20 protein-coding genes and 1 pseudogene are annotated in these 26105 nt (G+C 72.2%); 9 read left to right on the top strand and 12 right to left on the bottom strand.

Annotation, left to right across the window (positions count from 1 at the left end):
* Window positions 1–10: 10 nt before the first annotated feature.
* The 4 genes from P3X83_RS31810 to P3X83_RS31795 all read right to left on the bottom strand — a co-directional run bounded on the left by P3X83_RS31810 (window position 11) and on the right by P3X83_RS31795 (window position 2385).
* Complete coding sequence (locus tag P3X83_RS31810; RefSeq protein ID WP_277308994.1) at window positions 11–916, bottom strand: TIGR03619 family F420-dependent LLM class oxidoreductase; 906 nt, start codon at window positions 914–916, stop codon at window positions 11–13.
* A gap of 21 nt (window positions 917–937) precedes the next feature.
* A complete protein-coding gene (locus tag P3X83_RS31805; protein ID WP_277308993.1) occupies window positions 938–1591 on the bottom strand; it encodes a nucleoside monophosphate kinase in 654 nt (217 codons plus the stop codon).
* A 39-nt stretch (window positions 1592–1630) separates the two neighbouring features.
* Window positions 1631–1885 carry a hypothetical protein gene (locus P3X83_RS31800; protein WP_277308992.1) on the bottom strand — a complete coding sequence of 85 codons (255 nt, stop codon included), beginning with the start codon at window positions 1883–1885 and terminating at the stop codon, window positions 1631–1633.
* A 107-nt stretch (window positions 1886–1992) separates the two neighbouring features.
* Complete coding sequence (locus P3X83_RS31795) at window positions 1993–2385, bottom strand: VOC family protein (protein ID WP_277308991.1); 393 nt, start codon at window positions 2383–2385, stop codon at window positions 1993–1995.
* A gap of 265 nt (window positions 2386–2650) precedes the next feature.
* Between P3X83_RS31795 and P3X83_RS31790 the strand changes: the two genes are divergently transcribed.
* Window positions 2651–4546 carry a glycoside hydrolase family 15 protein gene (locus P3X83_RS31790; RefSeq protein ID WP_277308990.1) on the top strand — a complete coding sequence of 632 codons (1896 nt, stop codon included), beginning with the start codon at window positions 2651–2653 and terminating at the stop codon, window positions 4544–4546.
* A 353-nt stretch (window positions 4547–4899) separates the two neighbouring features.
* Complete coding sequence (locus tag P3X83_RS31785; protein WP_277308989.1) at window positions 4900–5343, top strand: GNAT family N-acetyltransferase; 444 nt, start codon at window positions 4900–4902, stop codon at window positions 5341–5343.
* On the opposite strand, the gene P3X83_RS31780 is transcribed toward P3X83_RS31785, so the two are convergent.
* Entirely contained in the window at window positions 5286–6539 is a 1254-nt protein-coding gene (locus tag P3X83_RS31780; protein ID WP_277308988.1) for an MFS transporter, read from the bottom strand. The genes P3X83_RS31785 and P3X83_RS31780 overlap by 58 nt on opposite strands.
* 103 nt (window positions 6540–6642) lie before the next feature.
* Between P3X83_RS31780 and P3X83_RS31775 the strand changes: the two genes are divergently transcribed.
* A complete protein-coding gene (locus P3X83_RS31775; RefSeq protein WP_277308987.1) occupies window positions 6643–8058 on the top strand; it encodes a PLP-dependent aminotransferase family protein in 1416 nt (471 codons plus the stop codon).
* 22 nt (window positions 8059–8080) lie between these two features.
* Here the strand turns inward: P3X83_RS31775 and P3X83_RS31770 are convergent.
* Window positions 8081–8209 (bottom strand): annotated as a pseudogene (locus P3X83_RS31770) (DUF2000 family protein); the annotation flags it as partial.
* A 35-nt stretch (window positions 8210–8244) separates the two neighbouring features.
* Between P3X83_RS31770 and P3X83_RS31765 the strand changes: the two are divergent.
* Window positions 8245–8937: a Mut7-C RNAse domain-containing protein gene (locus tag P3X83_RS31765; RefSeq protein ID WP_277308986.1), complete on the top strand. Its 693-nt coding sequence runs from the start codon at window positions 8245–8247 to the stop codon at window positions 8935–8937.
* Between the two features lie 3 nt (window positions 8938–8940).
* Here P3X83_RS31765 and P3X83_RS31760 read toward each other — a convergent pair whose 3' ends face one another.
* Window positions 8941–9312: a VOC family protein gene (locus tag P3X83_RS31760; protein WP_277308985.1), complete on the bottom strand. Its 372-nt coding sequence runs from the start codon at window positions 9310–9312 to the stop codon at window positions 8941–8943.
* Between the two features lie 48 nt (window positions 9313–9360).
* The gene (locus P3X83_RS31755; protein ID WP_277308984.1) at window positions 9361–10281 is read right to left on the bottom strand and encodes a DUF5996 family protein; all 921 of its coding nucleotides are present in this window, start codon (window positions 10279–10281) and stop codon (window positions 9361–9363) included.
* Window positions 10282–10758: 477 nt separating this feature from the next.
* Here P3X83_RS31755 and P3X83_RS31750 point away from each other — a divergent pair, with 477 nt between their 5' ends.
* Window positions 10759–10890 carry a hypothetical protein gene (locus P3X83_RS31750; RefSeq protein WP_277308983.1) on the top strand — a complete coding sequence of 44 codons (132 nt, stop codon included), beginning with the start codon at window positions 10759–10761 and terminating at the stop codon, window positions 10888–10890.
* Between the two features lie 7 nt (window positions 10891–10897).
* Here the strand turns inward: P3X83_RS31750 and P3X83_RS31745 are convergent, their stop codons facing one another.
* Together P3X83_RS31745 and P3X83_RS31740 are read right to left on the bottom strand one after the other, a co-directional pair.
* Entirely contained in the window at window positions 10898–12148 is a 1251-nt protein-coding gene (locus P3X83_RS31745) for a C39 family peptidase (RefSeq protein WP_277308982.1), read from the bottom strand.
* A gap of 109 nt (window positions 12149–12257) precedes the next feature.
* Window positions 12258–12800 (bottom strand): TetR/AcrR family transcriptional regulator, encoded by a 543-nt coding sequence (locus tag P3X83_RS31740; protein ID WP_277308981.1) that lies wholly within the window; start codon window positions 12798–12800, stop codon window positions 12258–12260.
* A 91-nt stretch (window positions 12801–12891) separates the two neighbouring features.
* Here P3X83_RS31740 and P3X83_RS31735 point away from each other — a divergent pair, with 91 nt between their 5' ends.
* From P3X83_RS31735 to P3X83_RS31720, 4 genes are all read left to right on the top strand, one after another.
* Window positions 12892–14100, top strand: a complete 1209-nt coding sequence (locus P3X83_RS31735) for an FAD-dependent monooxygenase (protein ID WP_277308980.1) — start codon at window positions 12892–12894, stop codon at window positions 14098–14100.
* A 102-nt stretch (window positions 14101–14202) separates the two neighbouring features.
* On the top strand, window positions 14203–15009 hold the full coding sequence (locus P3X83_RS31730; RefSeq protein WP_277308979.1) for an SAM-dependent methyltransferase: 807 nt from the start codon (window positions 14203–14205) through the stop codon (window positions 15007–15009).
* Between the two features lie 269 nt (window positions 15010–15278).
* Complete coding sequence (locus P3X83_RS31725; RefSeq protein ID WP_277308978.1) at window positions 15279–22256, top strand: hypothetical protein; 6978 nt, start codon at window positions 15279–15281, stop codon at window positions 22254–22256.
* Window positions 22253–24289: an MBL fold metallo-hydrolase gene (locus tag P3X83_RS31720; protein ID WP_277308977.1), complete on the top strand. Its 2037-nt coding sequence runs from the start codon at window positions 22253–22255 to the stop codon at window positions 24287–24289. The genes P3X83_RS31725 and P3X83_RS31720 overlap by 4 nt, the downstream gene beginning before the upstream one ends.
* 9 nt (window positions 24290–24298) lie before the next feature.
* Here P3X83_RS31720 and P3X83_RS31715 read toward each other — a convergent pair whose 3' ends face one another.
* Both P3X83_RS31715 and P3X83_RS31710 read right to left on the bottom strand, forming a co-directional pair.
* Entirely contained in the window at window positions 24299–25132 is an 834-nt protein-coding gene (locus P3X83_RS31715; protein WP_277308976.1) for a universal stress protein, read from the bottom strand.
* Window positions 25133–25267: 135 nt separating this feature from the next.
* Complete coding sequence (locus tag P3X83_RS31710) at window positions 25268–26026, bottom strand: alpha/beta fold hydrolase (RefSeq protein WP_277308975.1); 759 nt, start codon at window positions 26024–26026, stop codon at window positions 25268–25270.
* Window positions 26027–26105 lie beyond the last annotated feature (79 nt).

The following is a 26105-nucleotide window of genomic DNA, read 5'->3' as shown; positions in this document are numbered from 1 at the left end:
GTCCGCGACGTCAGCGGGGGTGGATCGTGCCGGTGGGGAGGTCGAGGGCTTGGCCGGCGAGGGTGCGGAGGGCTTGGCGGTCGGCTTCGGGGGTGGGCGGGTGACCGGGGCCGCGGTAGGTGTCGAAGAGGACGTGCTCGGCGCCGAGGGCGGCCAGGGCGAGCAAGTCGTCGTGGATCTGGTCGAGGGTGCCCTGGCCGGCCAGGCGGTCGGGGCCGGTGAGGGGCTCGGGGCTGATGTGCAGCGGGATCCTCGGGGCGAAGGCGGGCACGGGACGGCCTGCCTCGGCGGCGATCCGCCGCAGGGTGGGCAGCTCGGTGTCGCGCAGGCGGTCGAGGCGGACGTTCAGCGGGTGCCAGGCGTCGCCGAAGCGGACGGCACGCCGCATGGCCGCCGGGCTCGCGCCGCCCACCCAGATGGGCGGGGCCGCGCGCCCCGCCGTCACGGAGGCGAACGCGACCCGCTCGCCCGCGAACGAGGTCTCGTCCTCAGTCCAGCAGCGCCTGATCACCGCGAGGTACTCGTCGGTGATCGCCCCGCGCCGCCCGAAGGGCAGGCCGAGGGCGGCGTACTCGCGTTCGGCCCAGCTCACCCCGACCCCGAGGATCATCCTGCCGCCGCTGAACTCGTCGATGTCCTGGGCCATCCGGGCGGTCAGCAGCGGGGAGCGGAAGGGGAGCACGGCGACGGTGGTGCCCAGCCCGATCCGCGAGGTGCGCCCGGCGAGCCAGGCGAGCGCGGTGAAGGGGTCGTAGAACGGCGCCGGGTACTGCGCGGCGACGTCGGGGGTCACGGCCACGTGATCGGAGATCATCGCGAAGTGGAAACCCTCGTCCTCGGCGAACCGCGCCCAGGCGGAAAGGGCCCTGGCGTCGGTTCCGGCGCCGAAGTTGAGGATGTTGACACCGAACCTCATGCGACTCAGGCTATGGCACGATCACGCGGCGGGCGTGTACGCCGGAAGCCCCAGCCGCTCGCGGATCTCGCGCTGCACGGTGGCCCGGTCGGCGCGGGCGTCGACCGTGATCACGTACTCCTTGCCGCGGAACAGGTCGATCACCGGGTCGATCTTGTCGTGGTACTCCGCGAGGCGGCGGGTGAGGGCCTCGGGGGTGTCGTCCTCGCGGGTGACCAGCTCGCCGCCGCAGACGTCGCAGCGGCCGTCGGTCTCCGGGCGGTGCGCGATCAGGTTGTAGTCCATGCCGCAGCCGGAGCACAGGCGGCGGGCCAGGACGCGGCGCCAGACCTCCTTGTCGGGCAGGTCGAGGTGGATGACGCCGTCGATGTCGTAGCTCTCCAGGAAGAACTCGGCCTGACGGCGGTTGCGCGGGAAGCCGTCGATGACGAAGCCGTAGTTCCAGTCGTGCTGCTGGAGGCGGTCGCGCACGACGGCCTCGACCAGGTCGTCGCCGACCAGTTCGCCCCTGGCCATCACCCGGCGAACCTGGGCGCCGAGTTTGGTGTGGCTCTTGACATGCCATCGGAAGATGTCGCCGACGCTGATGTCGACCAGGTCGAGATCGGCGGCGAGCAGCGCGCTCTGCGTGCCCTTGCCGCTGCCCTGCACCCCCATGATGACGTATTTGCGCATGCGGTCTTCCTCTTCGGGGAAAGGCAAATGGAGCCTGGCTCAGAGGCCGTGCACGAACTGGCTCGCGTCATCGTATGACATACCGGTCTCGCCGCGGACGAGCATGATCGCGCGGTCCGGATGACCGGACGACTTCAGTGCCCGGGCGCGTGCGGCCAGGTCGGGCTCGCGGGGCGGCGGCTTGCGCCCGCCCGCCAGGCGGACGGCCAGCAGCACCAGGGCCACCGTCACGGCGGCGATGAATCCGAAGACCACTATGATGATCAGCAGCTCGACGGGCCCCAGGTTCGGCACGAGCCGATAATATGCCGCGGCGGGTCGGAAGAACATTCAGCAATGGCCAAGAACGTCGTCCGATCCCGCACGGCAAGGAATTTAATTACTCTAAAATGAGACAATTCCTACTTTGGTAAGTCGTCCCCGACAGGCGTGGAAACATCCACGACCAGGCCGTTGGGATCCCGTACCAGGCAGCTCCGCTGGCCGTAGAACAGGTCGCGCGGCGGGGCGAGCACCGGCACGCCCATGCCGACCGCGCGCTCGTGGACGGCGTCCACGTCGTCCACGACGACGGTGAGGATGACCCCGCCCGGCGGGCCGCCGGCCTCGTCCGGGATCAGCTCGTGATCACGGCGCCATATGCCGATCTCACGCCGCACGTCGCCGGGCGCGGAGATCTGCACGTACCAGTCGGCGGCGAAGTTGACCGTGAATCCCAGCAGGTCGACGTAGAAGTCGCGGGTCTCGGAGACCCGATCGGTGACGATGTTGGGCAGCACCCTGTCGACGCTCATGACGCATGGCCCTACCCACCACGGCACGCGACATCCGTCATGACATCACCAAGAGGCCGTAAACTCTCCCACCAGCCGGACACGAGGGATCCGTCCTACTCTGGGGAATGGACGCCGTCTCTTGTGACGGTGGTCACATCTGGGGTCGCTACGGGGCGCGCTTCGGGTCGACATGAACGTTCGGGCACGATGAAATCAGGCGAATCAGGCGGATCACCACGGGCCGCTGCATCAGGGTGATGGGGGCATTGTCAAGATGGACGGCTTGAGCGGGTCTTCGGCGTTCCCACCCATCGGAGACTACGGTTTCCTGTCGGACTGCGAGGTCACGGCACTGGTGGCGCCGAGTGGGAACATCGAGTGGCTGTGCCTGCCGAGGCTCGACGCGCCGAGCGTCTTCGGGGCGGTGCTCGACCGGGGCGCCGGCGGATTCCGGCTCGGCCCCGCCGACATCTCCGTGCCCGCCGCCCGCCGGTACATCCCCGGAACCATGGTGTTGGAGACGAGCTGGGGCACCGCCAATGGGTGGATCGTCGTCCGCGACGTGCTGCTGATGGGCCCCTGGCACCACGAGGACGAGCTGTCCAACACCCACCGCCGCGCCCCCACCGACTACGACGCCGAGCACGTGCTGCTGCGCACCGTGCGCTGCGTGAGCGGCGAGGTGCAGGTCACGCTGGACTGCGAGCCAGTCTTCGACTACGGCAGGAAGCCCGCCACCTGGTACTACACCGATCGCGGCTACCACCAGGGCATCGCCGGGGCCGACGGCGTGGGCGTCGAGCTGAAGCTCACCACCGACATGCGCCTTGGCTTCGAGGCGGGCCGGGCGATGGCCCGCACCCTGCTCAAGGAGGGCGAGACCCGCTACGTCGCGCTGTCCTGGACCGAGCACGAGCCGCCGCACTCCTTCAAGGAGGCCTACGACCGGCTGGTCTGGACGGCCCACCACTGGCAGCACTGGCTGGCCAGGGGCGACTTCCCCGACCACCCGTGGCGCAGCTTCCTGGAGCGCAGCGCGCTCACCCTGAAGGGGCTGACGTTCGCCCCGACCGGGGCGCTGGTCGCCGCCGCCACCACCTCGCTGCCCGAGACCCCGGGCGGCCACCGCAACTGGGACTACCGCTACAGCTGGATCCGCGACTCCACGTTCGCCCTGTGGGGGCTCTACACCCTGGGCTTCGACTGGGAGGCCGACGACTTCTTCTGGTTCATCGCCGACGTCGCCGAGCGCGACCACGACCTGCAGATCATGTACGGCGTGGACGGCGAGCGCGACCTGCACGAGCAGACCCTCGACCACCTGCACGGCTACGAGGGCGCGCGGCCCGTCCGGATCGGCAACGGCGCCTACAACCACCGCCAGAACGACGTGTGGGGCGCGATCCTCGACTCCTTCTACATCCACACCAACTCGCGCGACGGCCTGGACGACCGCATCTGGCCGATCCTCAAGCGCCTGGTGGCGGCGGCGATCGAGCACTGGCACGAGCCCGACCGGGGCATCTGGGAGGTCAGGGGCGAGCCCAAGCACTTCACCTCCTCCAAGGTGATGTGCTGGGTGGCCCTCGACCGCGGCGCCCGCCTGGCCCGGCTGCGCGAGGAGCCGGAGCTGGCCGAGGAGTGGCAGCGGGTGGCCGACGAGATCCACGAGGACGTCTGCACGCACGGGATCACCCCCGAGGGCGTCTTCAAGCAGCACTACGAGACCGACGCGCTGGACGCCTCGCTGCTGCTGATCCCGCTGGTGCGCTTCCTGCCCGCCGACGACCCCCGGGTGAAGGCCACGGTGCTGGCCATCGCCGACCATCTGACCGTGGACGACCTGGTGCTGCGCTACATCACCAAGGAGACCGACGACGGCATGACCGGCGAGGAGGGCAGCTTCACGATCTGCTCGTTCTGGCTGGTCTCGGCCCTGGTGGAGATCGGCGAACTGGACCGCGCGCGGCGGCTGTGCGAGAAGCTGCTGTCGTTCGCCAGCCCGCTCGGCCTGTACGCCGAGGAGATCAACCCGGTCAACGGCCGCCACCTGGGCAACTTCCCGCAGGCGTTCACCCACCTGGCCCTGATCAACGCGATCATCCACATCATCAGGGCCGAGCAGCAGGTGGCGGTCTCGTCGGTCACACCTGCGCGGGGCGACCGCCGGCAGCCGTGAACGTGAAGGGCACGGGCACGGTGTAGGTCCAGCCCCCGGGCGTCCTGCCGCAGCCGGACGGCCGAGCCCGCGAAGGCGATCTCCGCGGTCTGTACGGCGCGCCGCAGGTCCGAGGTGTACACCACGTCGATCCCGCCACCGCGCCGCCGTTCGCCCAGCTCGGCGGCGAGAGAGCGGCCCAGCGGGGAGAGTTCGCCGGGCAGCCATCCGGTGGCGATGCCCGCCTCGTTGTCCGTCGTGATCGAATGGGTCTCGTAGACGAGCGTGACCGCCACGAGGTGCGTCCCTCCCGTCATGACATGCTGATCACCGTGCGAACTCTGGCGAATCTCACGATAGGCGAAAGATCGTATGTGCTCCGCCGGGCCGTCCCCGGCGACGTGGAGCCGATCGTCGCGCTGCTGGCCGCCGACCAGCTCGGCGCGACCCGCGACGGCGGCGACCTCGCCCCCTACGAACGGGCGTTCCAGGCGATCGACGCCGACCCGGCGCACCTGCTGGCCGTGGTGGAGGGACCGGGCGGGCAGGTCGCCGGGACCATGCAGCTCACGTTCCTGCCCGGCCTGGCCCGGCGGGGCGCGCTGCGCGCCCAGATCGAGGCCGTCCGGGTGCACGAGGACCACCGCGGCGGCGGGCACGGCGGCGCGATGATCTCGTGGGCGATCGACGAGGCCCGCCGCCGGGGGTGCGCCCTGGTACAGCTCACCAGCGACCGGCAGCGGGACGACGCGCACCGCTTCTACACGCGGATGGGCTTCGCCGCCACGCACGAGGGCTTCAAGCTGGCGCTGGCCTGAGCCCGCCGCTCGGCGTAACGGATCACCGGGATGACGGCCAGCCCGGCCGTCGCGAACAGGCCGCCCAGCGCGAGCCAGCCGGGGGTGCCCCAGCCGAGCAGCAGCGTGGTCATCAGCAGCGGCCCGAGCGTCCTGGCGAGCTGCGGGGCCATGCCGTAGAAGCCCTGGTACTGCCCGTGCCTGCCCTCGGGGGCGAGCGCGAAGCTCAGCTCCCACCCGCCCGCGCCCTGCATCATCTCGCCGAACACCTGGATCAGCGCGGCCACGATCAGCACCGCGAGAGTGAGCGGGAGGCCGAGGGAGAACCCGGACAGTGCGTAGACCGCGCAGGCGGCGAACATCACGAGCCCCGCGCGGCGCGTCACCACCGCGGCGATGTGCGGCCCTGTCACGCGGCGGGCCACGCGTACCTGGAAGAGCACCACCGCGATCATGTTGACCACCAGCAGCGCGGCGGCGGTGGCGGCGGGCGCGTCGGTGCGCTGGACGATCCACAGCGGCAGGCCGAGGCTCAGCAGCGGCATGTTCAGGTACATGATCGCATTGATGATCGTCAACAGCGCGTACGGCCGGTCGCGCAGCACGGCCAGCCGGGGCTCCCCTGGAGGCGCGGGCGGGCCGGGCGCGGGCTCCGGCAGACGGCTCAGCACCAGCGCGGCGGCCAGGAACCCGGTCGCGTCCACCGCGAAGACCGTGAGGTAGGCCGCCGGGGTGTCGGCGGCCAGGGCCAGCCCGCCGAGGCCGGCCCCCAGCGCGAGTCCCGCGTTGAGCGTGGCCTGCAGGCGTGCCCGCACCCGGGTGCGCTCGCCCGCCGCCACCAGGGCGGCGAGCAGCGCCTGCCGGGCCGAGGTGAGACCCGCCTGGCAGCACGCGTAGCCGCAGATCGCGACCACGAAGACCGGGAACGATCTGATCACCAGGAAGGTCGCGATCATCGCCGCCGTGGCCAGGGCCAGCACCACCGATGTGCGGCGCGGCCCCCAGCGGTCGGCCAGGTGCCCGAGCGGCACCCCGGCGGCCATGCCGGTCGCCCAGCCCACGGTCAGGGCCAGCCCCACCTGGGCGGGCGGCAGGCCGACGATGCGCGTGAAGAACAGCGCCGAGCAGGCGTAGAACGCACCGTCGCCGAGCGAGTTGACGAACTGGGCCACGGCCAGCACGCGCGGCGGGCCGGGCTCGGGCAGGATTCGGATCACTTGGACGACTCCTCGTGAATGGCTAAATACCATTGAAGACCCACCAATTGGCACACAGAAGTGCCAATATTGGGGAAACCGATTGGGCCAATGGGAGGTGACGGTGGACCTCCACATCAACCTGGCCGGGCCCGGCGACCGGGCGGCACGCATCTACCGGCAGGTGCTCGACGCCGTCCTGGACGGACGGCTGCGTCCTGGTGAGCGCCTGCCGCCCACCAGGGAGCTGGCCGGGCGGCTCGGCGTCTCGCGCAACACGGTGTCGGTCGCCTACGAGCGGCTGGTGGCGGAGGGCGTCCTGGTGGCGCGCGTCGGTTCGGGCACGTATGTGGGCGACCGGCCGGTGACGAGCGCGCCGCCGTCCGCGCCGCGCCGGGGTGCGGTGCGCGCCCGCCCCGGATGGGACTCGTTCACGCCGCCCGCGCACCCCGGGCCGCCCGCCGCCTACGACTTCGGGGTGGGCGTACCCGACGGCGGGCTGTTCCCGCTGGCCGCCTGGCGGCGCCTGATCTCGGGCGAACTGCGCTCCTCGGCGGTCTCCGGCACCCGTTACCTCGAACCCGCCGGGCACCCCGGGCTGCGTGCGGCCATCGCCCGCTACGCAGGGGTGTCCAGGTCCGTCCGCGCCCGCGCCGACGACGTGCTCGTCACCCAGGGGGCGCAGCAGGCGCTCGACCTGGTCGCCCGGGTGCTGATCGAGCCCGGCGACCTGGTGGCGGTCGAGGACCCCGGCTACCCGCCCGCGCGGCTGGTGTTCGCCGGCAACGGGGCGCGGGTCGCCGCCGTCCCCGTGGACGCCGAGGGGCTCGACGTCGCCGCGCTGCCGCCGGCGGCCCGGGTCGTCTACGTCACGCCGTCGCACCAGTTCCCGCTGGGCACGCCGATGTCCCTCGCCCGCAGGACGGCGCTGCTCGACTGGGCCGACCGGCACGACGCGGTGATCGTCGAGGACGACTACGACAGCGAGTTCCGCTACTCGGAGCGTCCGCTGGAGCCGATGCAGAGCCTCGACCGGGCCGGGCGGGTGATCTACGTCGGCACCTTCTCCAAGACTCTGCTGCCCATGCTGCGCCTGGGCTTCCTGGTCGCGCCCGGCTCGCTGCGCGGGCCGCTGCTGATGGCCCGGCTGCTGTCCGGACGGCACGGCGACCCCACCGCCGAAGGCGCGCTCGCCCGCTTCATCGACGACGGCGAGCTGCCCCGGCACGTCCGGCGGGCGACCCGCGTCTACGCGGCCAGGCACGAGCTGATCACCTCGGCCCTGCGCGCCGACTTCGGCGACCGGCTGACCCTCGTGCCCTCGGCGGCGGGCCTGCACGTGTGCGCCCTGGCGGCCCCGGACCTGCCGGTCGAGCGGGTCCGCGCCAGGGCCCGCGAACTCGACGTCCACACCGAGGCGCTCGCGGGCTACGCCGCGGACGGACGCACCCCGCAGGGCCTCGTGCTCGGCTATGGCGCGATCCCCACGGAACGGATCCCGGAAGGGCTGCGGCGGCTGCGCCGCGCCTGCGCGGAGTGAGCGGTCCGGCCATCAGCGCGAACCGCTTGGTCAGCCTGGTCACCGGGCCGCGCGGGCCGAAGAGCACGATCCCGGCGTAGTCGATGTCGTCGGCCGTGGTCCGCGCGAGGGCGGCCAGGTAAGGTGCCCGCGTGAGGGCCGCCGCCCGCACCTGACGGAGGAAAGGGTCATAGTGGGGAGGTGGTCATGTTGCGCTTCTCCGAAGAGCTACGACTGTTCCTCGCCGCCCGCGTACGGCGTGCGGGCGAGGTCACCGTGCGCGCCGACGGCACCTCCACACTCGGGCATCTGGTGGAGTCCGCCGGGGTGCCGCTGACCGAGATCGGCACGCTGCTCGTGGACGGACGGGCCGAGCCGCCGTCGTACCGGCCGTCCGGTCCGGAGAACGTCGAGGTCGGGCCGGTGGACCGGCCGCAGCGGGTGGAGGCGGCCGGGTTCCTGCTGGACGTCCACCTCGGCACGCTCGCCAGGCGGCTGCGGGTGCTAGGCGTGGACACCGTCTACCACAACGACCGCGACGACGAGGAGCTGGTGGAGGAGGCCAACGCCGGGCACCGGATCCTGCTGACCCGCGACCGCGGCCTGCTGCGCCGCAGGAGGCTGTGGGCCGGGGCCTACGTGCGCGGCCACCGTCCCGACGACCAGCTCGCCGACGTGCTCGACCGGTTCGCCCCGGAGACCGCGCCGTGGACCCGCTGCACGGCGTGCAACGGCACGCTGGTCCCGGTCGCCAAACAGGTGGTAGAACACCTGCTGGAGCCGGGGACCAGGCGCACCCAGGACTCCTTCGCCCGCTGCCGGTCGTGCGGCCGGGCCTACTGGCCGGGCGCGCACCGGCCCCGCCTGGCGTCCATCGTCGAGCGGGCCCGCGAGCGCTGAGCCTCAGCGGTCCTGCAGCACCGACAGCACGTTGCCCGCCGGGTCGGTGAACCAGGCGATGTACGGCCCTCCGGCCCGCATCACGCCACGCTCGTCCTGCTCGAACCCCGGATAGCGCAGCATGGTGACGCCGCGGCCGGTCAGCTCGTCCACCGCGGTGTCGATGTCGTCGACCGGGAAGTTGAGGACGGTGAACGTCGCGGGAGTGTGGTCCGGCTTGGGGTAGACGAGCACCTCGGCCCCCGAGCCCAGCCGCAGGCGCAGCAGGCCGTGCTCCTCGGTCACGTCGAGTCCGAGCGTGCCGGCGTAGAAGCCCTTGGCCTTGGCGATGTCATCGACGGCGAAACCGCTGAACGCCCTGGTGTTGCCGAACAAGATCTGTTCTCCTTTTCCGCCGCCCCTCGCGGGCGGCTCCGCGTCCTCTCAGTGTGGCGCGGCACGGCGGGCCGGATCGTCCTCCAGGGTCGCGCGGTCCCAGTCGGCCAGGTCGGCCGCGGCCGCGTAGGTGTCCTGGAGGAAGTCGAGCACGGTCTGGTCGGGGTCGTCGGACGCGCGGGCGACCTCATAGGGCAGCAGGAACTCACCCAGGTCGGTGCTGTAGTAGGCCTCCTTGGGCCGCACCCGGAAGTCGGCGTAGCCCTCCGGCTCGGGATAGGCGTAGGAGTAGAACGCGCCCTCCTCGCCGCCGCCCGGGAAGAAGCCGCAACTGCTCAGCTCGTGGGAGTAGCCCTCGACCATCACCCAGTCGCCGACGTTGGGGGCCCCGCCCGGGTGCCTGGGCGCGGTGCGCCCGGAGAACCGCGTGCAGGCGAGGTCCATCGCGCCCCAGAACAGGTGGACCGGGCTCACCTTGCCGATGAAGTACGAGCGGAACCGGCTGAGCACCCGGTGCGCCTGCACGAGCTGGAGCCAGAAGCGGTGGGCCTGGTCGGGCACATAAGAGCGGTGCTGGTAGTCCTCGGCGAACGGGATGGCGGGCTCGACCTCGTTCGGCCTGGGCAGGATGTGCACCTCCAGGCCGAGCTCGGCGAGCATCCGCATGACCTGGTCGTAGAACTCCGCGACCGGGGTGGGCGCGAGCGGGATCTCACCCGTGCGGCCGTCGCCCGACCGGATCCGCAGCACGTGGTCGTTGAAGTCGAACTCGATGTCGAAGACGCGGTCGCCGTAGGGGATCGCCGACGTGGTGAGCCCCCGGGCGCTGACGTACAACGGCACCTGCCACCAGTGGTTGACCATGGGCGCCTGCGCCAGGCGCACCTTGCCGATGATCTGTGCCCACATGTGCAGCGTCTCGCGGGTCGGAGCCCATTCGTCCACCCGCAGGCTCGGCCACTCCCCCATAGCGCACCCCCAGGACCGCTATTCCCCCACCAAGCACACATAACCCCCGCTAGGCGGACAGGGAACGCGGTGCGCGGCCAGCGGGAGGCCAGCGCGAACACGGCGGCGAACACCGCCCAAGCCGTGACGTAGGCGATGTGACCGGCCCATTCGGCGGGCAGGACCTCGGCCAGCATCAGCCGTCCCTCGAAGTAGATCAGCAGCCCGGCGAGCGCCCCGGGCGCCGCGCCCCACCAGCGCCGCCACCACACCTCGTGCACGGCCACCTCTAAGGCCACCAGCGCGAACGGGCCGAACAGCAGAAACCGCAGCCCGACCGCCTCGGCCGCCAGCGCGGCGAGGAGGGTCACCCCCACGGCGGAGGTGGTGGTCAGCAGGTTCGACCGTACTGGCCGACCTGGACGGCCTGATCGAGGAGCTGGAGGCGCATTTCGCCTTCGAGGAGAAGCACCTGGTGGACGCCCTGGACGCGTTCTGGTGTACAACGAAAGGGGACGGCCCGGGCGCCGGGCCGTCCCGGTAGCGTTCGAGGACGCCCATCTGCTGATCGGGCTGATCCTGGTGGTGGGCTTCCTGGCGGCGTTCGCCCTGACGGTCGCCGGGGCGTGACCGCCGATCACCAGTTGGCGGGCAGTCCCGGGGTGGTCGGCGGCAGCTTGCGGCCGGGCGGGTGGATCACGTAGACGACGCCGCCGCTGCCCGTGCTGCGCAGCCAGACGTTCTCGAAGTTCGCGCGGGGGTAGACACGGCGGACGGCGTCGTTGTCCGGCGAGGCCGGATCATTGGCGATCACGTCGCCCGACCGGGTGAACCCGATCACCACCATCAGGTGCCCGTTGGTGCTGTAACCGGCCCCCGGCAGCTCGCTCGCCTGGAACGACTGCGAGGTGATGACCGGGATGCCCGCCTTGACGAGCTTCTCCATCTCGGTGAGGGAGCGCAGCCTGGTGACGAAGCCGTCCAGGCCGTACCGGCCCGCGTAGGCGGTGTTGAACGGCCAGTTGCCCGCGCCCTGGTAGGTGTAGTCGTAGGTGTACCTGGCCGCGAAGTCGACCTCGGGGTCGGGGTCGGCCGGATTCACCCAGGCGGTGTCCTTCTTGCTCGGCCACTTGTGCCAGCGGCCGAGCACCATGGTCGTCGAGGTGGGGCTGCACCACGCCTCGCCGCCGCCGTCCCACTCCGGATAGTGCCCCTCGTGCACGTTCTGCGAGCGGCGCGGGACGTTCAGCTCCACGCCCCACGCGCCGCCGCCCGGACTGACCGGTACGGCGGGCCGCTCCCCCACCGCCGAGGCCATCGCGCCGAGCGTGCGGATCTCGGGCCCGCGCGACTGGCCGGGCTTGCGGTAGAGGCTGACGCGCAACTGGTAGGAGTCGATCGGCCTGCCGTTCGCGGCCACGAACGTGTCCACCGAGACGCTGCCGTCGGCGTCGCCCTGGGCGCGCACGGACGTGCGGCGGATGTCGGCGTCGCCCTCCGCCCAGCGGCCCAGGATGTACCACTTGGTGTCGGGGGCCGTGCCCCGCATGTCCACCTGGATCCAGGTGCCCGGCGGGGTGTCGGCGGTCCAGGAGGCCACGAGCTCGGTGGCCGGGAAGCCGACGGCGTGCTCCGGGCTCGTCCAGCGGGCGTACTCCCAGACGCGGGTGCCCAGGGCGTCGGTGTACTCGGCGCTGCCCACGGGCCTGCGGAACGCCAGGGTCCGCTTGGCGGCGGTCCCCTCGTGCGCGCCGCCCGCGAAATCGGCGCGCTGGTAGACGACCTGCGGAGGCGGGGGATCCGCGATGGCGGCCCCGGTGGCGGCCTGGGCCACGGCAGGTGTGGCGAGCATGGACATCGATAACAGCAGCACGGTCAGCTTGCGCATATGACCTCACCTCGGGATTCGACGCCCGGAATGTAGACCGACGTCCGCGATGACGCATCGGACGAGTTACGTATAGCCCCGTCTAGCCCCGTCCGCCGGGCGGGGCGGATCAGTCGATCCCGAGGGCGGCGCAGGCGGTGCCGACCGCGATCGGGCGGAGCCGGTCGGCGGGCACGTCGGGGAAGGCCACGGTGCAGTCGACCAGGCCGCCGACCGCCGCGACGGCCCTGACCTCGGACTCCAGGTCGGGCTGTGGGCCCACCAGCAGCGCGTTGACCCGCCGCCGCCAGTCCAGCAGCCGGGTGCCCAGGTCGAGGTAGGCGAGCGCGGTCAGCTCGCGAACCACCATGGTGCTGATCTCCCGGTTGCGGTACATCAGGTCGAAGTAGTCCTCAAGCAGCCGCCGGGGTTCCTGCCGCCCGGCGGGCTCGCGCTCGGCCAGGAACGCCTCGACGTCGTCCACCAGGGGCTGGATGATGCTGTTGAGCAGGTCTTCGCGCGAGGCGAAGTGGTAGTAGAGCGCGGGCTTGGTGATGCCGAGCCGTTCGGCGATCTGGCGCAGGCTGGTCTGCTGCACGCCCTGGCGCGCGAACAGCTCACGCGCGACCTGCTGGATGCGCGCCTTGGTGTCGGAGGACCCGGATCTCGCCACGACGACAGCCTATCGCTTACCTAACGTTAAGTAAGCCCTTGAGATCCCGCTCCCCGATGTGCTTACCTATCGTTAAGTAAGGAGGCGGAGAATGCGCGTTCTGATCTCCGGGGCCAGCGTGGCCGGCCCCGTCCTGGCCTACTGGCTGGCCCGCTGCGGCATGAGCCCCACCGTCGTCGAGCGGGCCCCCGCGCTGCGCAAGACCGGCGGGCACGCCGTCGATCTGTTCGCCCCGGCCGTGGACATCGTCGAGCGGATGGGCCTGCTCGACCGGATCCAGGCCCGCGAGACCGGCACCGAACGGCTGACCATGCTGCGGCACGGCAGCGCGGACAAGGTGGAGTTCGACCTGTCCAGGCTCTTCGGAGCCACCCCCGGGCGGCATGTCGAGATCATGCGCGACGACCTGAGCGAGATCCTCTACGACGCCACCCGCGACGACTGCGAGTACGTCTTCGGCGACTCCATCACGTCCATCGACGACCGTGGCGACGGCGTGCGGGTCGCCTTCGAGGGGATGGCGGCGCGTGACTTCGACCTGGTGATCGGGGCCGATGGGCTGCACTCCAACGTGCGCCGACTGGTGTTCGGCGAGGAGGAGCGGTACTCGGCGTTCATCGGCGGGTACATCGCCGTGGCGTCCGTGCCCAACCACCTCGGCCTGGACGGGCGGATGATCACCATGTCCGCGCCGAACCGGCTGGTGGGCCTGTACGGCGCGCGGCGCATGGGCGATGCCAGGGCGGTGTTCCTGTTCCGCACGCCGTCCCCGCTGGACTACCACCACCGCGACGTGAAGCGCCAGAAGGAGCTGCTGCGCGAGCACTACGCCGGCCTCGGCTGGGAGATCCCCCGGCTGCTCGACGAGGCGGACGCGACCCAGGCCTTCTACTTCGACTCGATCACCCAGCTCCGCATGGACACCTGGTCACGCGGCCGGGTGAGCCTGGTGGGCGACGCCGGATACTGCCCGGGACCGGCGGTGGGCGGGGGCACCAGCCTGGCGGTCGCGGGCGCGTACGTGCTCGCGGGCGAACTGCACGCGGCGGGCGGCGACCCCGCGCGGGCGTTCGCCGCCTACGAGCGTGAGCTGGCCGACTACGTGCGCGGGAGCCGCGCGTTCGCCGTCACCATGGCAGAGCGGCTCGTGCCCGCCACCCGGGCGAAGGTCTGGCTGTTCGCCCAGATCATGCGGCTCATGGGCGCCGCGCCCATCGGCCTGGCGAGGGCTTTGTACCGGAGGAGCACTAAGGGTATTCATGTGCACCGGAATTTCTCACCAAAGCGCTATATGGCATGACATCGTGATCTAAGTCGCCGACTGTCAAGGTCATCTTCGTGGGGGTCCCGTGAAAAGCTGTGCCCAGCACGGGACAGACCCGGCCCGAAGGGACAGACGACCATGGCCGAGCAGCACGCCCCGCCTCCCAAACTCGATCCGAACATCCCGCACACCGCGCGTGTCTGGAACTACTGGCTCGGGGGCAAGGACAACTACGCCGCGGACCGGGCCGTGGGCGACCAGATCCGGCAGGTCATCCCGGACATCGTGGACTCCGCCCGCGCCGACCGCCTGTTCCTGGGCCGCGCGGTCCGCTACCTCGCGGGCGAGGCCGGGATCCGGCAGTTCCTCGACCTCGGCACCGGCCTGCCCACGGCCGACAACACCCACGAGGTGGCCCAGGCGATCGCGCCCGAGAGCCGCATCGTCTACGTGGACAACGATCCCCTGGTGCTCACCCACGCCCGCGCGCTGCTGGTGGGCTCCCCCGAGGGCCGCACCGACTACATCCACGCCGACGTGCGCGAACCCGAGGCGGTCATCGAAGCGGCCAAGGCGACCCTGGACTTCTCCCGGCCGGTCGCGATCATGATGCTCGGCATCCTCAACTTCGTGACCGACGACGACCAGGCCGACGCGGTCGTGCGGCGCTTCCTGGACGCCGTGCCGTCCGGCAGCCACCTGGCGATCGCGCACCCAACCGCCGAGGTCAACGGCGACGCCGCCCGCGAGGCGGTGCGCATCGGCAACGAGGCGGGCGTCGCCCAGATGTGCCTGCGCGACCGCGAACGGCTCACGCGGTTCTTCGACGGCCTGGAACTGCTCCCGCCGGGGGTCGTCTCGTGCTCGCTGTGGCGGCCGAGCGAGTCGCCGTTCGGGGTTCCGGATGAGGTCTATCAGTTCTGCGGGGTCGGCAGGAAGGTCTGACACGGGTCGTCCGGACTGAAATACCACACCGCACCCTGGGTTGTGTCCCGACCGAAACGTCGGGACACGACCATCCTTTTTTTCACAGCACGCTTATATTCCCCAATACGGACCCGCTTTTACCCTGACATGGTCAGCGGCACCTTCTATTGGATAAGACTTCCGAAGTACAGCGCCTGATTCCTTGCTTTATGAAGGATTCATGACCTTCTCCCCCTACCATGTGGGTGGCATTGTGCTAGCGGAGGTATCTGATGGTTCGGCACAGTATGGGGAAGGATGACAAGTCCGGTCCGCGCCATGCCGTGCCGTTGGGCGCCGTGGGCGCGCTGCCGGCCTTCGCCGACGTCGGCCTGGTGCTGGCCGAGGTGGTGGGGAGGATCGGCCCGGACGACTTACTCTCCGCCGATCAAGCTTATACGCAGGCGGATCGAAAGCAGATCCTGGCCCATGTCCGGCTTCGTGACATGCGCACGATCAGTAAAATGGCCGCGATCACTCTTACCCGGACACTGCGCGGAAGTGACAAGAAAAGGGGCTCTTCACTTATATGTGCGCTGAGTACCCGCTTTAGCCGGGGTTTCGACAACGCCGATGGACTCTCCGCAGAGGCCTGCGTCAATCTCCTCCACAGAGACACCGCCGCCGAGGCCCTGACCTCGGCCCCCAGGGTCGCCGAGGCCCTGAAGAGCATGGAGGGCCTGTCAGACGAGTTCGTCGATCTCGTCCTGATGGACATCTTCCGGCACGACCACGCCCTGTCGCCGGTGGCCCTGGGGTTGCTCGTTCCTTCGGCCGAACGGATGCGGCCACAGGTGGCCACGGTGATTCGCGATGCCTGGGGGCAGTTGCGCGAATCGAGGGCCGACCTGCCCGAGGCGCCGATCTCGCCGTCCGAACTGCGCGCCCTGGCGCTGGCTCCGGTGCCGGAGGACGAACGGGAGGAGGCGGCACCGGCTGCCGTACCGGAGTCCCCGGTAACCGCCGCCCCCGAGGTGCCCGAGGTGCCCGAGGTGCCCGGCGACGCCCGGGAGGCGGCCCCGCAGGCCGCCGCCGTACCGGCCGTACCTGCGGTCGTACCGGCCGTAGCGGAAGCCCCGGTGTACGACGACACCGCCGTGTTCGGCGAACTGCGCGAGGAACTGAGCCGCGTGCGCGCCCGCTTCGCGGACGCGTCGGGATCCGCCGAGCGCGTACGGCAGGCGTGCGCCACCGAGCGCCGCCCGGCCGACGCCGACCTGCGCGCGGTGCTCCGGCTCGCGGAGGACTTCGACGCGCTGCGCGCACGCGCCGAGTCCGCGTCCGGTGCACCGCTCCCCGAGGCGACCGCCGACGCCGTCGGCCAGGCCCTCGACCGGGCGGCGTCCATGTTCTCCCAGCAGCACAGGGTCCTCGCCCTGGCGCACGTCACCGGCCCGCCGATGCTCGAAGACCTGCTCAGCGAGGTGCGCGAGGGCGCCCGCTGCGGCGCGCCCGGCCTCGACACCCTGGCCGACCTGATCAACCTCGGCGGCGCCCCCGACGCGTTCCTGGAGAGGTTCAGCCTCCAGGAGCGGTTCAGGGAACAGGCCCCCGGCCGATGGGCGCCGATCGCCGGAGCCGCCGCCGAAGGACTCCTCACGGTCCCCGACCGGCCATGCGTCCCACCCCCGGCACCACCGCCCCCCGACCTGGCCGACCTCGACGCCTTCCTCGCCGAGGTCTACGCACACCCACCAGAACCAACGACCCGGGGACGCGGCGGGGGCCGCACCGGAGTCGGCAGCGGCGCCACGAACGGCGTCGCCGGGGGCGGGATGGAGGGTGGGGGCCCCGAACACGAACGGCGCGGCGACGGCGCCGACGACCAGCAGGTTCCACAGACACAGCAGACGACGAACGAGACGCCTACCGAACGCCTGCCCCACACCGCAGGCGGGGACGCACCGCAGACCGTAGCCGGGCGTACGACGCACAACGGACACGGGAACACGATCAGCAGCGGCACCGAGCGGCACGCAACCCGCACCGCGAGCAGGGACGCGCACCAGACGGAACGCGAACGCGCGACCGGCAACGCCCCCGGAGAGGCACTCCAGGCGGCAGGTGACGGGAAGGTCTCAGGGGGGACCGGCGGCGGCGACGCAGCCGGAGGAGCTTCGGCGAATGGCGCGAGGCACGGTCGGGCGGGGGCACCAGGGGATGTGGGGGCAGAGGCATGTGCGGTGCGGGGTGGGAAGTTCGCGTTGGCCGCGTGGATGCGGCAGGCGGCCGGACGGCCCGAGGCGGAGGTCGCAGCGCGGCGCTGTGCCGCGATCGCGGCCGAGATGGGCGAGTTCGGCGGACGGCTGTCGGCGGCCTACGCCGAGGCCGCGACCACGGTGACGGCACAGGCGCTCGCCGACGACCCGTCCGGCCGATTGCTCGCCTGGGCGTCGGCCCTCCGGGCGGGCCTGGTGAACCCGACCCCCGAGACGGCCCGGCTCCTTGAGGACCTGGCCCCCGCGATCTCGCCGTACCCCGGACTCACCGCGCTGGGCGAGGCGTTCGCCAAGATGGCGCACACGGGAGCCTACCTGGTGCCCGACCTGTCCGTCCGGATGCGGAACACCGCGCAGGCCGCGGCCGGTCAGGAGGCCGCGGCCGAGGCGGCGGAGCGGTTCCTCGCCGAGAGCCCGACCCAGACGATCAAGTACGCGCTGGCCACCGAGGTGTGGAAGACGCTGCTCCAGGAGGACGAGCCGCTCGGCCGTCTGCTGGGCATCGCGGCACGCGGCGACACCGCCCGGGCAGCGGACGCCGCCGAGGAACTCGACCGGTTACGTACCGGCGACACGGTAGAGCGGATGATCGACGCGACCGCCAAGATCCGCCGTGCGAACCGTCCGGGCGGGCGCATCCACTCAGGCGCGCGCGCCAAGCTGGTGGACAAGATCGGCAAAGCCTTCGACCTCGTGACGGCCTGGGTGTCGGCGACGCACGAACTGGAGGCGCTGCGCGCGGCCGACGCCGAGGTGGCATGGGCCGTCAAGCCTCTGGACGAGCTGCGCACCTCGGTAACCCGCCACCGCGCCCGCGCCGAGGCCGAACTCCGCGCACTGTCCACCCCCTCCGAGGCGGCACCACAGAACACAGCGGCCGGTACGGCCCCCCTGAGGGTGCCGGCGTGCGGCACGACACCTGGGATGACGGCAGGCGCGACAGCACACCGCACGACGAGCAGCGCGGACACAACGGCACCGCAGGCCCCACCCCGGTCAACGGCAGCACAGAAGGCACCGACCCACCGAGCCACAACGCAGAAAGCGGCCACGTGCGGCACGGCCCACGACGCGGCACCTGGGATGGCGTCGAGCGCGACAGTGAACCATGCGACAAGCACGACCAGCAGGGCAGACGCATCGGCACAGGCAGTAGCGCCCCAGGACGCGGCGACGCAGGATGTGGCAGCACAGCAAGCGGCGACGCACGCAGCGGCCACACAGGCGACAGCAGCACCGGAGCCAGCACCCCAGAAAGCCGCGCCCCAGAAGACCGCAACGCAGGCAGCCGCGGCACAGGATGCGACGGCCCAGGAAGCCGCAACGCAGGAAGCCGCAGCCCAGGAGGCGGCGGCACGGGCAGGGGCTACGCAGGAAGAAGTGGCGGCGTGGGGCATGACCTGCGACCTGGATGCCGGGATGGCGTTGGGGGCGGCGGCGCGTGGGGTGGCGGTGTTGGTCGGGGAGGCGATGCGGCTGGTGGACGGCGGGCCGTTGGCCACCGCCGAACCCTCCGTCGTGCAGGTGCTGAACGGTGACCTCCTGCTGTGCCCCTCGCTACGCCTTGAACCCCGTACGCTCGCCCCCCTGACCCCGCCCTCCCCCACCGACCTGGCCCCGCTGTGCCGGGCCGAGCGGCGCGACTGGCGGGCGGCCTTCAGCGCCCGCGCGCGCCTCGGCGACCACGAGGGGACCCGTTCGTTGCTCGCCGTGCTGGCCTGGCGTGACCGCAGGCTGGCGGCCGAGTTGCGGCAGCGGCGCGACAAGCTGGTGGACGAGGCCCGGCACGACCTCCGGGATCGGATCGAGGCGATCACCGACCGGCTGGCCGAGTGGCACCGAGACGGCGTGCTGCCCGAGACCGAAGTGACCACGTTCACCGGGGAACTGCGGGCCTTCGGCGACGACCGCCGTGACGACTTCGGCGTGATCGACCGCGCCCTCGGCGACCTGGAGCGGCGAGCGCACGCCATCCGCGACGCCGAGATCGCCCGCGTGCTCGGACGCCTGACCGCCCTCGCCGCCGAGAGCGACGCGGTGGCGGCCGTGGCGGGGCGGATCCGGGCGTGTGCCGAGCGGGGCGACCTGATCACCGCGCGGGAGTTCATGGCCCAGGCCCGCGAGCGCAAGGACCTGCCCGAGCCGTCCGGCGACGCCGTCGATCACCTGGCGCGGTTCTTCCCCCGCTTCCCCCAGGCCTTCGACGACGCCTCCACACGCGAACGCCCGCAGCAGGGCGAGACCTGGCTGCGCGGCATCGAGCGGGCGCTGCACGCCGGTTCCGGCGTCGCCGATCCGGAGTTGGCCACGCTGCTCGCGGGCTGCGGGCTGTCGCCGTCCGGCCTCCCTCAGAGCCGAAGGACGGCGGCGGCGGCCGGTCTGGGCATGTGGCAGGAGCTGGCCGAGGGCCCCAAACCGGCGGAAGTACGCGAACCGGCGATCGCCTCGCTGCTGCGGATGATCGGCCTGGAGGGGACCCAGTATGGCGGGGTCCGCAAGGAGCCGGACCGGAGCTGGGTCGAACTGCACCGGGTGCGGAGCGACGACGACCCGGTGCTGCCCGCGTTCGGGTCGCGGATGAGCCCGTCGGGCGACCGGCTGCGCGTGCTGCTGGTGTGGCGGTCGCCGGGGCCGCAGCAGCTCGTCGAGTGGTTGCGGGACCAGCCGGGCGACCAGACCGTCCTCGTCCTGTACTTCGGCGTGCTCTCGGCCGAGCAGCGCCGTCAGCTCGCCGCCGCGTCCCGCAAGCGGCCGGCGCCGGTGACCGGCGTGCTCGACGACGCGTTGATCGGTTACCTGGCCTGCCTGCCGGAGGCGAGCTGGACCACCACGGTCGGGCTGCTGGCCCCGTTCGGCTCGGCGAACCCCTATGCCCCGGCCGGCGACGTGCCGGAGGAGATGTTCTACGGCCGTTCCGAGCAGCTCGCCGAGGTCGTCGGGCGCACCGGTTCGTCGTTCGTGTACGGCGGGCGGCAGCTCGGCAAGTCCGCGTTACTGCGCCAGGCCGTCCGGCGGCTCGGCCGGACGGACCCGGGCCACCGGGTGATCTTCGAGACCGTCCAGCAGATCGGCAGGCTGGTTCCGGTCTCGGCGATCTGGCCGGTGCTCGCGGCGCACCTGGCCGAGGCCGGGATCCTGCCGGAGAGCGCCCGGACGAGCACCGATCCGGCGGAGATCCGCCTGGAGGTGAAGACCTGGATCGACGGCGACCCCGCCCGGCAGGTGCTGATCCTCCTGGACGAGGCGGACGCCTTCCTCGACGGGGACGCCGCCGGAGCCTCGTTCGCCAACGTCACCGCGCTGCGCGACCTGATGGCGGAGACCGGCGGGCGGGTGAAGGTGGTCTTCGCCGGGCTGCACCGGACGGCCCGGTTCCAGAGCCTGCCCAACCAGCCGTTCGCGCAGCTCGGCGCGCCTGTGGCGATCGGCCCGCTGGACCCGCAGGACGCCTTCGACCTGCTCACCCGGCCACTGGCCGCGCTGGGGCTGCGGTTCGATCCGGCGTCGGCGGCGCGGGTGATCGCGGAGGCGAACAACGCCCCGGCACTGATCCAGTTGTTCGCCGGGGCGTTGCTGACGCGGCTGCGTCGGATGCCGGTGGCGCGGACCGCGCCGCCGTACCCGATCACGCGTGCCGACGTGGACGCGGTCTGGCGGGACGCCAAGGTGGCCAAGGGGTTCCGCGACCGGTTCGAGTGGACGCTCAACCTGGACAAGCGTTACAAGGTCATCACCTACACGGTGGCGTTCCACGCGCTCGACGCGGGGGCCGACGCCACGATGACGGCGGGCGAGCTGCGCGCCGAGTGCGCGGGCTGGTGGCCGAAGGGCTTTCGCGACGCGACCGGCGACGTCTTCCCTGGGCTGCTCGACGAGTGCGTCGACCTGGGCGTGCTGGCCGTCGACGGCGGCCGTTACCGGCTGCGCACGCCGCACGTGCTGAGCCTGCTGGGCGGGGCGGGCGAGATCGAGGCGGTGCTGGAGCGGGCGGAGGGCTTCGAGGAGCCGGGCTCCTTCGACGCGCGCTCCTACCGTTCATCCCATCTGGGCGGGATCGAGCGTTCGCCGCTGACCGGCGAGCAGGTGACGCGGCTGCTGCGCCCGCACGACGCGGTGCATCTGGTCACGGGTTCGGCCGCGCTGGGCATCGACCGGGTGGCGGCGGCGCTGGCCGAGGCCGCGGAACGGCACCGCCAGGCGCGGGTCTGGCGGGTCGGCCGGGAGCTGACGTTCGAGCGGGCGCGCCGCCGTACCGGCGAGAGCGCCGGGCACGACGTGATCGTGGTCGAGCTGGCCGGACGGCGTGCCGACGAGGCCGAGGCGCTGCTGCGCGAGGCGACGGCGGCGCTCTCGGCGTCCCGGAAGGGGACCCTGGCGGTGGCGCTGGTCGCACCGCCGGAGCACGCCGTCCTGTGGCCGCCCGCGGCCCGGCAGGCGTGGGCCGCCGTTCAGGTGACCGAACTGTGCCGCTTCGACCGGCGGACCATCCGCCAGTGGATGCTGGAGGAGGAACCCGACCTCACCGACGAGGCCGCCCAGCACGAGCTCCTGCGTGCCACCGGCGGCTGGCCGACGCTGATCAGCGCCGCCGTCACCGACCTCACCAGGCCCGGCTCCGCCCGCGAACCCGACACCAAGACCGACTGCGAACCCCACCGGGAGAGCGGCCGGGAGAGCGGGAGGGTGGAGGCGTGTCCTGGGGAGTTCGTTCGGTCTACGGGAGTGTTGGCGGGGGCGGCGCTGGGGGCGGCCTGGCGGTTGCTGGCCGCGCAGACGGAGATCGCGGAGAGCCCGGAGACGCTCGCCGACCTGCTCGCGCTGGCGGGGGCGGACGAGCCTGACCACCCGCTGTCGGAGGCGGCGCTGCGGGCCGAGGGGTTCGCCTCGCCGCTCGATCTGGTCGAGGTGCTGCGGATGCTGGGCGCGCTGGTCCCCCGTCCGGACGGCCGGCTGGAGCGCGAGGACGTGCTGACCGCCGCCACCCGGCGGCTGGGGGCGGGCCGGTGAGCACGGATCCGCTGCTGCCGATCCTCCAGGCCACGGCGCGGGTGGTGCTGTCGCGCCCGGCGTTCGCGCACGCGGGGCACGATGTCGAGCGGTTCGCCATCGAGCAGCGCACCATGCTGATCGACGCGCTGATGCGGGTCGGGGAGCTGCGTGAGCGGGTCCGCGACCAGTTGCGGATCCGCCGTGACCAGCCCGACGTGCAGGCGATGGCCACGCTGGTGCTCGCCGCCGACGATCAGGTGGTGCGGGCGGGGCTGCGGCTGGCTGAGTACCTGCACCGGGAGGACCGGACCCAGCAGGTCCGGCTGCGGCGGCAGCAGGACAAGGCCAACGAGCTGCGCGGCAGGCTGGAGCGGGCGAACGGTCGGCACGAGCACGCCCTCACCAGTCTGCGGTCGATCACCACGGCGCTGGCGGACGCCGAGCGGCGCGTCGAGGAGCTGGACGCCCAGGTGTCCACGCTGCGGCGGCGGCTCGACGATCCCCATACCGCCGCGACCGGCCTGCTCGCCGCGCTGCGGCAGCCGGATGAGGGCGAGACGCCGCTCGCCGGGCAGGCCGCTTCGGCGGCGGGCATCACGCCGGAGGCCCTGGTCACGGCCGTCGAGGCGATCGTCGCCCCGCCGGAGGAGGCGGAGCCGTCCGTAGAGCTGCCGACGGTGCCGCTCACCATGCCGCTCGTGCGCGAGCGGTCGCTGCGGGTGGTGCCGCTGGGCGGCGACACGGAGATCGGCGGGTCGTGCGTGCTGGTGGAGGCGGGCGATACGCGGCTGCTGGTGGACGCGGGCCTGCGGCCGGGCGACCCGGCCCGGCCGCCGCGCGAGATCGAGGCGGCGCTGGACGAGCCGATCGACGCGGTGGTGGTGACGCACGCCCACACCGACCACTGCGGATACGTCCCGGCGCTGGTGGGGCGCTTTCCGGGGCTGAGGGTGCTGGCGACCGGGCCGACGGCCCGGCTCATGCCGGTGATGTGGGCGGATTCGACGAAGCTGATGATCAGGCGGGAGCGCACGTACCGCCAGTGGGGCGCGGACGGCGCGGAGGCCCTGTACGGCCGCGCCGAGGTGGACGCCGCCACGCGGAACTGCGAGGAGATCCCGTACGGCTCGCCGCAGCGGGTCGGCGACCTCACCGTGGAGCTGTTCCCGGCGGGTCACATCCTCGGCGCGGCGGGCGTGGTGCTGCGCGCCGGAGACCAGCGGGTCGTGATCTCGGGCGACATATCAGGCTTCAGGCAGAAGACCGTGGACGGCTACACGATCCCCCCGTCGGCCCGCGAGCCCGACCTGCTCGTCCTGGAGTCCACCTGCTGCGCCGAGACGCACGGCCCGCGCGACGCCAGGGTGACCGACCTGGTCAAGGCGGTCGGTGACGTCTACGAGGCGGGCGGGCGGGTGCTGCTGCCCGCGTTCGCGCTCGGCCGCGCCCAGGAGATCGCGCTGATCCTCCAGGACCGCCTGCCGCACGTGCCGGTGCTGCTGGACGGCATGGCCGCCGACGTCGCCGACGCCTTCGAGCGGATCACCGCCGACCGTGCCGTCCCGCTGCGCATCTTCCGGGGCGCGGTGGCCCGCGCCGAGCGCCCGGCCGACTTCGAGCGGTTCACCTCCGGCGTGGTGATCACGACCTCGGGCATGATGACCGGCGGCCCGGCCGTGCAGTGGGCGGCGCGGATCCTGCCCGAGCCGAACGGCGCGCTGTTTCTGTCCGGCTACCAGGACGAGGAGTCGGGCGGGGCCCGGCTGCTCAGGCTGGCCGAGGGCAGCGCGGGGCACCTCACGCTCGACGACAACGGCGTCGAGCGCAAGGTGCCGCTGAAGGCGCGGATCGAGATGATGCGGTTGTCCGCGCACGCCGACAAGCGCGGCCTGCTCGACGTCGCCGACGAGGTGGCGGCGCGGGAGGTGATGCTGGTGCACGGCTTCGCGGCCAGACAGCGGGAGTTCGCCAGGATCCTCGCCGTCCGCGACCACGAGCCGGTGGCCTGCGCCCCCTGGGGAGCCGGGGCCGACCCGCCACCGCGCCTGTGAACCACCCCGTCAGGGGCGGGCCGTGCCGTGGACGACCGCGACCGGATGGGAGGTGCCGTGCATGACCGCCTGGGTGGCCGCGCCGAGGGAGGGCGCGGCGGGCTCGCCCACGACGACCAGCGCGGATCCGCCGGTGGCGGCGGCCAGTGCCTCGACAGGCGGGCGCTGGTCCACCCGCGTGTAGACCTGGACCTCGGGGTGGCGCTCACACCAGGGCGCCATCATCCGCTGGAACCGGCGGCCGGTCTCGCGCCAGGTCTCCTCCCCGGCCGCGCAGGTCTGTACGGCGTGCAGCTCGCACCGCCGCAGCCGCGCCTCCTCGAAGGCGAACGCCACCGCCCGGGAGCACGGCTCCTCCCCCACCCCGACGAGCACGACCCGCCTGGGCGGCACGGCCCCCGGCCCGACGACGATCACCGGGCGCGGGTCGTGCGAGGAGACGTGGACGGCGGTGGAGCCCAGCCGCATCCGCTCCGGCCCGCCGTCGCCGTTTCCGTTCCCGGCCTTGGTGCCGAGCACCACGAGTTGCGCGGCCCAGGCGTCCATGAGCAGCGCCCCGGCGGCCGTGCCGCGTTCGAGCCGGGGCTGGACCTGGAGCCGCCCGGCCATGTCATGGGCCAGTTCCACGCCGTGCCGCAGGACCAGCTCGGCCGAGTGACGAACCGCCGCCACCACCGGCGGGTCGCTCGCGAGCCGGGGCAGCGGCACCTGCCATGCGTGAAAGATCAGTAGCGGAGCGTAACGAAGCTGGGCCTCCCTGACAGCCCAGCGCAACGCTGCCTCCCCCGCCGCGGATCCGTCGTAACCCGTCGCCACCGGCCTGCTGGGATCTTCGGGTCTCATCGGACCCCCTCTCGGGCGCGTGTCCCCCCTACCCAGACTTCCCCCGGATGGGCCGTCCGCGCGCGCCCGCCGCCATGATTTTTGCGGGGGCGGCGGGCGGCCCGGCCAGAGGATCAGACCAGAATCAGATCAGGATCAGATCAGGCTCTTCCGCTCGGCGAAGAAGCGCGTCAGCTCGGCGTTGATCCGCCGGGCGTGCCTGGTCAGGAAGAAGTGGCCGCCGGGGTAGACCCGCATCTCGAACTCACCTGTGGTGTGCCCGGACCAGGCGCGGGCCTCGTCCAGGGTGGTCTTGGGGTCGTTGTCGCCGGTCAGCACGGTGATGGGGGTGTTCAGCACCGCGCCGGGGTCACCGGCGTAGGTCTCGATCGCCCGGTAGTCGCTGCGGGTGGCGGGGAGCACCATGCGCAGCAGTTCCTCGTCGGCGAGCACACTGCTGTCGGTGCCGTTGAGCCGCTTCAGCTCGGCCACCAGCCCGTCGTCGTCGCGCAGGTGGACGCTCTCCGCGCGGCGGGTGGACGGCGCCCGCCGTCCGGAGGCGAACAGCATGAGCGGGGCGATGTCCTCGCGCTCCAGCCGCCGGGTCACCTCGAATCCGAGGACCGCGCCCATGCTGTGGCCGAACAGCGCGAACGGGCGGTCCGTCCAGGGGCGCAGCGCCCCGACGATGCCGTCGGCCAATTCCTCGATGTTCTCCACACATGGTTCGGCACGCCGGTCCTGGCGGCCCGGATATTGCACGGCGAGCACGTCGATGGCGGGCGACAGCGCCGCGGAGACCGGATGGTAGTAGCTCGCGGAGCCGCCGGCGTGCGGAAGGCACACCAGGCGGGCCCCGGCGTCGGGGGCCGGGTGGAACCGCCGGATCCACAGGTCGTCGTCAGTGGTGGTCATCGTCACTCCGTCTTCGAACGTCGGTGGTCAGGGTCATGGGTGGCGCGCCGCTCAGAACCGCAGCAGGCGGCCGGAAGGG

This window comes from Spongiactinospora sp. TRM90649 (assembly GCF_029382225.1).
Classification (GTDB): domain Bacteria; phylum Actinomycetota; class Actinomycetes; order Streptosporangiales; family Streptosporangiaceae; genus Spongiactinospora.
This window is presented reverse-complemented; position numbering and strand designations above follow the sequence as displayed.